At 45.7% G+C, this 9,635-nt stretch carries 7 protein-coding genes; 1 reads left to right on the forward strand and 6 read right to left on the reverse strand.

Going from position 1 to position 9,635, the window contains the following annotated elements; translation table 11 throughout:
* Nucleotides 1–62: 62 nt before the first annotated feature.
* Complete coding sequence (locus LLF92_10380) at nucleotides 63–1,508, forward strand: sodium/solute symporter (GenBank protein MCE5341511.1); 1,446 nt, start codon at nucleotides 63–65, stop codon at nucleotides 1,506–1,508.
* Between the two features lie 339 nt (nucleotides 1,509–1,847).
* Here LLF92_10380 and LLF92_10385 read toward each other — a convergent pair whose 3' ends face one another.
* The 6 genes from LLF92_10385 to LLF92_10410 form a co-directional block, all read right to left on the reverse strand.
* Entirely contained in the window at nucleotides 1,848–3,755 is a 1,908-nt protein-coding gene (locus LLF92_10385; GenBank protein ID MCE5341512.1) for a methyl-accepting chemotaxis protein, read from the reverse strand.
* A 40-nt stretch (nucleotides 3,756–3,795) separates the two neighbouring features.
* The gene (locus LLF92_10390; protein MCE5341513.1) at nucleotides 3,796–4,302 is read right to left on the reverse strand and encodes a chemotaxis protein CheW; all 507 of its coding nucleotides are present in this window, start codon (nucleotides 4,300–4,302) and stop codon (nucleotides 3,796–3,798) included.
* Between the two features lie 505 nt (nucleotides 4,303–4,807).
* Nucleotides 4,808–6,013: an ABC transporter permease gene (locus LLF92_10395; GenBank protein ID MCE5341514.1), complete on the reverse strand. Its 1,206-nt coding sequence runs from the start codon at nucleotides 6,011–6,013 to the stop codon at nucleotides 4,808–4,810.
* A complete protein-coding gene (locus LLF92_10400) occupies nucleotides 6,013–6,738 on the reverse strand; it encodes an ABC transporter ATP-binding protein (GenBank protein MCE5341515.1) in 726 nt (241 codons plus the stop codon). Before LLF92_10400 ends, LLF92_10395 begins: the two co-directional genes overlap by 1 nt.
* Before the next feature lies 1 nt (nucleotide 6,739).
* Entirely contained in the window at nucleotides 6,740–8,002 is a 1,263-nt protein-coding gene (locus LLF92_10405) for an efflux RND transporter periplasmic adaptor subunit (protein ID MCE5341516.1), read from the reverse strand.
* Complete coding sequence (locus tag LLF92_10410) at nucleotides 7,999–9,471, reverse strand: efflux transporter outer membrane subunit (protein MCE5341517.1); 1,473 nt, start codon at nucleotides 9,469–9,471, stop codon at nucleotides 7,999–8,001. Before LLF92_10410 ends, LLF92_10405 begins: the two co-directional genes overlap by 4 nt.
* Nucleotides 9,472–9,635 lie beyond the last annotated feature (164 nt).

A 9,635-nucleotide genomic window follows, 5' to 3' on the forward strand; every position in this document is an offset into this window, starting at 1 on the left:
TTTTTAGACACGGATTCCGCAGCGGCGGAACACGGATTTACACTGTTTAGAAAAGATATAAAATGCACGGAATAGATTTGATTATTGTCATATTTGCGGTTTTTCTGCTTTTTGTGATTTCATACATTTTCGGGCGGAACGAACGCAGCACCAATGATTTTTTTCTCGGTGAACGCAAAGTTCCTTTAATCGTCGCCTGTCTTTCATTTGTCGCGACCGAAGTGAGCGCACTTACTATCGTGGGCGTGCCGGCGACTGCGTACAGCGAAAACTGGGAATATCTGCAATTTTTTATCGGCTCGGCGGCAGCGAGGATTATGGTCGCGTTTCTGTTTATACCGGTTTTTTATAAATATAACTGCACGAGCATTTACGAATATCTGCGGCATCGATTCGGGCCGGAGACGCAATACACCGGCTCGATATTTTTCTTCATCACACGATTAATCGGCTCCGGTGTGAGGCTTTACGCGGCGTGTATGGCGGTTGGAATTATATTAGGCTGGAATCTTGCGGTAACGCTGGCGGTGTTTATCGTTGTCAGTATCGTCTTCATCGCTTACGGAGGCGTAAAGGCGGTCGTATGGGCAGGAGCATATCAGGCGATAGCTTTTTTCTCGGCGGGTATTGCGCTTTTGGTTTATCTTTATTTTCATATCGACGGCGGATTATCCGCGATATGGCACACGGCAAATGAAGCTGGCAGATTAAGCGTTTTTAACTTTAAGCTCAACCTTAACGATGCGACAACATTTTGGGCTGGTACGGCGAACGCATTCTTTATCGGCCTTGCGGTTTTCGGCACCGACCAGGAATTAATGCAAAGGCTGCTGACTGTTGAAACAAGGCGGAAAAGTCAAAACGCGATTCTGCTGACCATTTCGGCTGCGCTGCCGATTCTGTGCATTTATCTTGCTATCGGAACTTTGTTTTATGTTTTCTTCGCCCAGAATCCGAATATAGAAGCTCCCGCAAAAGCAAAAGAAATTTTATCTTATTACACGGCCAATTTTCTTCCTGCCGGTTTGAAGGGGCTTGTGCTGGCGGCGATTATTCTGGCGAGTATCGATTCGCCGTTGTCTTCGCTGGCGTCTTCGTTTGTGATGGATATTTACAGGCCTTTGATTAAAAAGCAGGCGACGGAAAGGCATTATCTTAATGTTTCCCGCGGCGGTGTGATTGTTTTCGGTTTGATACTCGCCGGCATCGCACTGGCTTGTCAGCCGATAAAAAATATTCTGTGGTTCGCATTCGAGGTAATTTCCATAACAGGCGGCGCAACGCTGGGCGTTTTTCTTTTGGGCGTACTAACAAAATGCAAATCCAACGTCGGCAACGTCGCGGCAATGATTATCAGCACTGTTTCAATGGCAACGCTGCTTGTTTTATCGCATACGAAATTTATCGACCTTGCGTGGAGTTGGCTGATAGTTATCGGTACGATTGAAACTTTTGTGCTGGGATGGGCGTTTAGTGTGATATATTACAAAGACGAGATTGCTTCATAAATATAAGTTCTTCTTTAGCTTCAGATTGTTGTTTTGCACGTTCAATCCAGTCAGGCTGCGATACAAAGACACACGCCTCGTCATTGTCCATGCGCTCGGCGAGTGAAAACCAATCAATCCTGTTTAATACCGAACTGTTTCTCATAAATCCGCCTTTGAAAAAAATCCCAGGCAGGATGCTCTCACCCTGCCCGGAATTGAAGGGGAATAAAAATCTTAACTGTTAAATTCTTTCAAATCATCATTTTTGCCGTCATCGAGCGGAATAACGCTTTTTGACGATTTCGCCTTTGCGGCAATGGCAACCCTTTTTTCGGTCTTTTTTGACGGAGTACTGGTTTAATGATGAATACTATTGTCAAAATTTGACAGCTTGTGAGCTGAACTTCTCGGCTGAATGTTATTAATCGGCGCACCAGCTCTTTGCGTGCCGCTGCTTCCGCCGACGAGATTTACCAATTCCTGTACTATCTGGTTCATCTGTTCAGCTTGTGCGCTTAACTCTTCGGAAGCGCTTGCAGACTCTTCCGCATTGGCAGCGTTCTGTTGTGTTACCTTATCCATCTGGGCAACTGCTGTATTAACCTGGTCAATGCCCTGTGCCTGTTCAGATGAGGCAGCGGCTATTTCGCCGACGAGGTCGGTTGTTTTGCCGATGCTCGATACTATTTCTTCAAGAACTTTGCCGACTTCTGTCGCGATGTCAACGCCGTTCTTGGAATTCTTAACTGATTCTTCAATCATATTAGCAGTATTCTTCGCTGCTTCTGCTGACCTCATAGCGAGATTTCTAACTTCTTCAGCGACAACTGCGAAACCCTTGCCGGCTTCGCCTGCACGAGCAGCTTCAACAGCGGCATTCAATGCAAGTAAGTTAGTCTGGAAAGCTATTTCATCAATGACCTTAATGATTTTCGCGGTCTCATCAGATGATTTTTGTATGTCTTTAATAGCTTCGCTCATTCTGCTCATAGCCTCTGTACCATTGCCTGCTGCTTTGCGAGCTTCAGCGGCAAGCGTATTTGCCTGCTGTGCGTTGTCGGCGTTCTGCTTTGTCATAGAAGACATTTCTTCAAGACTTGAAGATGTCTCTTCCAGACCTGCGGCCTGTTCAGTAGCGCCTTCGGCAAGAGACTGCGAAGCGCTCGAAACCTGACCTGCGGCAGATGATACCTGCTGTGAGCCATCGGTAAGACCTGTGATTACGCGATTAATAGGTCTTACAATGCTTATTGACAGGAAAACGCCGAGGAACAACGCGACAACTGCACCAATAACCAGCGTTATAACCATTACAACGCTGCTGAAATTAGCCTGACTGACGGCTTTTTCTTTCGCACTGTTAGCGTTTTCGATGTTAAATTTCGAGAGCTTTTCCAACGCGGCGAAATTGGCGGCGTCTGTTTCTTTTGTATCAATCATAATCAATTTGTTTGCCAGTCTGGCCAGTTCCTGTACTTTTGCGACTTCTTCACACGTGGTTTTAAATCCCTTGAACACGTTTTCAGCAGCAGCTTTCATTTCATTGTACGCGGCTGTCTGACCTTCAACGTTATTGGTCTTTGCGAACTCTTTTACCTTCGCAACACAATTATGAAACGTCTGATGCGCCGGCCCCATCTCTCGCAATGCATCCTGAATGGCCGGATTATTCACTTTTACAGTTGAATACCATTTTCCAAAATTGCACACGGCATGGTCGTCTCCGCCCTGCAAATCAGTTTTATTCTGAATAAATTCCGAAACCTGACAGAGCAGTTTATAATGATCTCCTCGAAATCCTTCAAGCTGTTCCTTGAGCGCATCGGGATTGGTTATGTTCGAAGCATCAGCGTCATGACACATCTTTAAAAATTTATCATTGTTCGTCCGCCAATCGGCAAGAAGAGAAAGAAACTGCTGGTAAATCTTATCTTCTTCGGCGCTTCTCGGAAGTGCTTCATACGCTTCTTTCGCAGCGGCATATTTTTCTCTGGCACTGCTGATAATCGTATATTGCTCCTGTCTTTGTTCAGGAGTCAAATTTGGATTCAATAATCCTCTCAATCCGCCTTTCATTTCAGCCAGGTATTTGCTGATTTCCTGCATACGCTGAACGCTGGGCAGGTAGACATTGCCGATGCTATTGATTTGCCTTTTGGCGGTCTTTAAGCCAAAATAGCCTGTCAAACCGATAATGCAAATAATTACCGTAGCAAGCGAAAAACCTGCAATCAGCTTGGTACTTAATTTCATATTCTTAAACATTTTGTTTCTCCTTTACACTTTGTCATTTTGGTTTAATTAATCACATACCCATTTCTGTAAAATCACAATTGCCGAGAACTTTGTCGATATCCAAGAGAATCTTTACAGATTCGCCGACTTTGCCCATACCGAGTATGAAATCGGTGTTTACAGCGGAATCAAATTGCGGGGCATCTTCGATGTTTTCGCCGTCAATATCCAAAACTTCCTGGACGTGGTCAACAACGATGCCAGTGCTGAATTTTCTTCCGTCCTGATGAATTTCGACTACGATAATACAAGTCTCCTCTGTAATTTGTGCGGTCTCCATACCAAATTTTGCCCGCAGGTCGATAACGGGAATTACCTGACCGCGAAGATTTATCACGCCTTTGACATACGAAGGCGTTTGCGGAACGGCTGTTATTTCCATATAACCGATAATCTCACGGACTTTGAGGATCTCCAGACCGTATTCCTCGCTGCCAAGCGCAAAGGTCAGGTACTTGCCTTCTCTGTCCTGAAACGCGACGCCGGTCTGCTCTTGTTGAGCTGTTGCATTTGACATAATGCATCTCCTAAAAAATGTTAATTTTTTGCCGAAACGATTTCAGCGTATATCAACAGCGTGCAATGTTTTTCGCCTGACAGGGCTACAATATAAAAACAGAGACGCTAATTGTTTGCGATTTGGATTACTTTTTGCGGAACTAAAATATTGGATACTCTGTGGATTACTTTTTGCGATACTATTCTGGATTACTGTGATTAATCCAAAATTTACTTTTGCTAACCATTATTCGGCCATCGGTACAGGCAACATTATTTCGGTTAATACCAGATTTTCAAAGATGTTGATGCTTGGGCAAAAAATCCAGCAGTTGTGAGAAAACAGTGCGTCCGGTATGCATTGGCCAATCCTTTCAAAGGTTTTTGGCCAAAATGTAAGGACGAATTGAAATCGATTACAACCATTTTTTCTCACAACATTTTATATTTATTTGACTTACAACAATTTCCTAAAACGTTAACGGGACAGTAGTAACTAACCGTCTAAAATAACAGATGTGTGATTATTCATGGCGAAGCGCTTCAATTGGATTAAGCGAAGCGGCTTTGCGCGCGGGAAAATAACCGAAAATAATACCAACCGCGGCAGAGAATAAAAACGCAAGAATTACAATCCCTGGGTTAAACACAAAAGGCACATTTAAAACGCCTTTTAGTGCCACACATGTCAGCAGCCCGATTATGATTCCAAAAAGTCCGCCCGCCGAGGACAGCACTACTGCTTCAACGAGAAACTGCAACAAGACCTCACGTTCAAGAGCGCCGATAGCCAAACGTATGCCGATTTCCCGTGTTCGTTCGGTTACGGATACGAGCATTATATTCATAATACCAATACCGCCGACAATGAGACTTACCGCCGCTACCGCACTCAACAGTGCAGTGAGCACCTGCGTAGTGCCGGTAAGCATATTCGCGATTTCTTTCATATCCATAACATTAAAATCGTCTTCCTCATTCGCGGAAATACGCCTTCGTTCACGCAGCAGATTTTCGATATCCGCCTTGGCTTTATCCGTAGATTCACCATCGCGGACGGATACGAGTATCAAACGAACATCAGTGTTCCCTGTAATACGCCGCTGAATCGCCTTAATGGGAATAAGTATAATATCATCCTGGTCGGTTCCCATTGTGCTTTGTCCCTTCGCTTCGAGCAAACCGACAACTACAAACGAAAGTTTGCCGATACGCAGCCGTTCGCCGATAGGGTCTTTCTGATCGAACAATTTCTGGCGGATAGTGTCGCCGATAAGACACACAGCCGCCCCGGCGTGCAATTCTGTGCTGTTGAATGCCCTGCCGGTTTTAATTTCCAGATTTCGAGCTTTCAAATATTGTTCGCCGATTCCGGTAATCGTAGTTGACCAGTTTTCATTGCCGAATATCGCTGTTGCGGCAGAACTTGCTGTCGGCGAGACCGCGGCTGCCGAGCTGATATCACGCGCAATAACATCGGCATCGGCGATTTTAAACGGCGAACCTGTGGAATCGCGTCCCGGCCCGAGCCGTTTGCCCGGACTTACCATCAGCAAATTACTGCCCATACTTGCAATTTGTTCTGTTACCTGTACTGTTGCGCCGCTGCCGAGCGTTACCATTATTATCACCGAAGCAACGCCTATAACTATGCCCAGAACGGTCAGCAGTGAACGCATAACGTGGCGTCTGATTTCGCGAACTGCCAGTATGAAAGTGTCCCAAAGCATTATTTGGCACTCCCGTTCTGTTTATCAGAATGAATCAAGCCGTCAAGAAAATGAATTGTCCTCTTGGCATATAACGCCATATCCGATTCGTGCGTTACCATCACGACCGTAATGCCGTGCTGACGATTGAGATTCACAAGCAGTTCCATAATCTCATGACTTCGTGTAGTATCGAGGTTTCCTGTCGGCTCGTCCGCCATTAAAACTTTGGGCTGCGTAACAATGGCTCGCGCAATGGCGACTCTCTGCTGCTGACCACCGGACAATTCGCCCGGCGTATGCTTTTGCCATTCCAGAAGCCCGACCTGTTCGAGTGCCTGACGTGCAAGTTTGCCGCGTTCTTTCGCAGGAGTACCGCGATAAATCAGCGGCAGTTCAACATTTTCAAGAGCCGAAGTGCGATTGAGCAAATTGAATCCCTGAAAAACAAAACCAAGATAATTCCGGCGAAGCTGCGCTCTTTGATTATGATTCAGCTCGTTGACTTTGACACCGTTAAACAGGTAATCGCCCTCTGTCGGCATGTCAAGACAGCCGAGAATATTCAGGCACGTTGATTTGCCCGAACCACTTGGACCCATTATCGCCACAAATTCGCCGGGTTCGATTTGTATATTAATTCCGCACAGAGCCTGCACAACCGCCATATCGCTGCCGTAAGTTTTTTTCACATCACGCAGTTCGATTATAAACTGTCTGTCGCCGCTTTGTTTGGATTGAGTCATATTATTTTGAGCTTTTGCTTACAGTGCCGACTATCACCGGAGTATCTTCCGCAACATCACCGGAAAGCACTTCTGTTAAAACACCGTTTGTAACGCCGGTCGTTATAGAGACAGAAACAGGACTGCCATTCTGCATAACATAAATCTGCCGACTGCTTCCGCTTACAACTTCGGTTTCCTTTTGTTTGGTTTCACTTCCGGGTGGATGCGGCAGCAGCGAACTAAGTACGCTGCCATTTTCCTTTTCCGTTGTCTCCGGCATTTCAAAACGCAGCGCAGAATTGGGTATCGCTATCACATCTTCGACATCTGAAACGATTATATCCGCAGTGGCTGTCATTCCCGGTCGAAGCATCATATCGTTGTTATCAACAGTTAAAATTGTTTCGTATGTTACAACGCCGTCGGTTGTTGACGAACCATAACGCACCTGTGTAATTTGTGCGTCAAAAATTTGATTAGGATAGGCATCTACGGTAAACGTTGCCGCCTGACCTTCTTTGACCTGACCGATATCAGCCTCGTCAACATTAACGTGCAGTTCCATTTTTGTTAAATCTTCAGCAAGCGTAAACAACACCGGCGTTTCAAACGAAGCCGCAACGGTTTGGCCGGTTTCTACTTTACGAGTCAGCACAACGCCGTCTATCGGTGAGCAGATAACAGCCTTGGCCAAATCAGTTTCGTCTGAACTAAGCGTTGCCTGTGCTTTTGAAACAGCCGCCTCGGCGATGGCCACATCCGCTTTTGCGCGTTCTAATGATGCTTCAGCCGAATCATATTCAAGCTGCGAAGGCACCTTATTGCCGCTTAACTCACGCGCTTTTTTATACTGTTCAATTTTACTGCCGGTTTCTTTCAAAGTAGCTTTCGCCTGCAAGACATTGGCTTTCGCCGATTCCAAATCCGCTTTGGACTGGGCTACTTTTGCTTCCAGAGTTGATGTATCGAGTCGAGCCAAAACCTGTCCGATTTTTACCTTATTATTGTAATCGACTTCAATGCTTTTGATTTTGCCTGATACTTCACTTCCGACTTCAACTTCATTCGTAGGTTCCAAAGTGCCGGTTGCCGTTACAAGAACCGTAATATTTCCGAGCTTGGCCGGTTCTGTTTTATACTGTATCATATCCTGACCGTTGCCGTTGCGAATGCGTATAAAAATAAATATCACGACCAATAAAACCACACCAATCAGCACATATTTTATACGGCTTCGTAGGGCGGAATTAAGTTTTGCAATTACTGTGTTTGCGGTACTCATTTTTTACCTTTCTGACTGTCAGCTAATTTCTCATCGGAAGCCAGCGATGTCCAGCCGCCTCCAAGCGCCTTATACAGTTTTATAAGGTTTACAGTTACATTTCCGCGGCTCTGCGTCAGTTGATTTTGGAACGACAGCAGTGATCGCTGCGCATCAAGCACATCGCTGAAATCCGTCAGCCCTGCTTCGTACTCCTGTTTTGCCAGTCCGACCGCTGATTGTGCTGCCTGTGTTGCCTTATCCAGACTTTCCATTTTGTCCTGCTCGTTCGCGTAAGCTACAATAGCGTTTTCAACTTCTTCAACCGCGGTAAGAACAGCCGATTCATAATCAATAAGCGCCTGTTCCTGAAGTTCCGACTGAACTTTAATATTTTGTCGAATCGCGCCGGCATCGAAAATTGCCCAACTGATTTGAGGCCCTCCGATAAGCGTCCAGTTATTAGCGTTAACTATATTTCGACCAAGCCTGCTTGACGAAACAGCTTCTACACCGATAGAACCGGTTAAACTAAACTTGGGGTAGAGGTCGGCAGTAGCAACTCCGACTTTTGCCGTCTGTGCTGCCAAATCACGTTCAGCTCTTCGGATGTCAGGCCTGCGACGAAGTACATCCGCCGGCACACCAATAGCGACCTTTGGCGAAGAAACAGGAATTATACCATTCGGTTCAAGCTCACTGTGAATTTTGCCGGGCTGTTCGCCGAGCAATACAGCAATACGATTCTTCGCTTCTTCAAGACCTGTATTCAAATCCGGTATTTCTGCGCGTGTACTTTCAAGATTATAAAGTGCCTGCTGAACTGCAAGGTCATCGCTCAAGCCGGCCTGATTTCGCCATAATATCAGCTCATAAGTTTCCTGTTGCGCTTTTAGATTTTCATTCACTACCGTAATACGTGCCTGATAAATGCGAACGTCAGTGTAATTGAGAGCTACTTCTGAAATCAGCGTAACCATAACATCGCGAAGGTCTTCCTTACTGGATTGAAGGCTTGCATCTGCTGATTCTATTGACCTGCGAACGCCGCCGAAGACATCTATTTCCCAGCCCGCGTCAAAATTCGTCGAATATGTATGTGTGGTTTCACCTGTGCCGACAGCTTCACTGCTGCGTGTCCATTTTTTTGAACCTGTAAAATCCAGAGATGGGAACAAATCGGCAGACGCGATACCGCGCTGTGCGCGTGCCTGACGAACTCGTGAGCGGGCGCTTTTCAAATCAAGATTACCCTGCACCGCCTGCTCAATCAGTTTTGACAATTCAGCATCATTTAATGTTGTCCACCAAGACGTGAGTGTTTCAGATGACGATTGCTCGGATGTCAGTCCTCTTTTAAGCTGACTGTGCCAATCTGATGTAACGGACGTTTCCGGAGAGGTATAGTTTGGCCCAACTGGAGCACATCCAGTCAAATGCATCACTACAGAGACAACCAACCCCCATAAAAGAATTCTGCAACAGTCCATATCGCGTGTTCTTAAACCATAGAATAGTCGTCCCTGAAAAAGTGGGTTTTAATTGCAAAGTCGCGTCCTATGTTACGGATACTTTGGCTTTGTGCACCGCCAATCTTACAAAAATCTCATAAATTTTCAGCAGCGCAGACAAAAATGCGGTTAATAACTTCCGC

The sequence above is a fragment of the Planctomycetaceae bacterium genome (assembly GCA_021371795.1).
In the GTDB taxonomy this organism is placed as follows: domain Bacteria; phylum Planctomycetota; class Phycisphaerae; order Sedimentisphaerales; family UBA12454; genus UBA12454.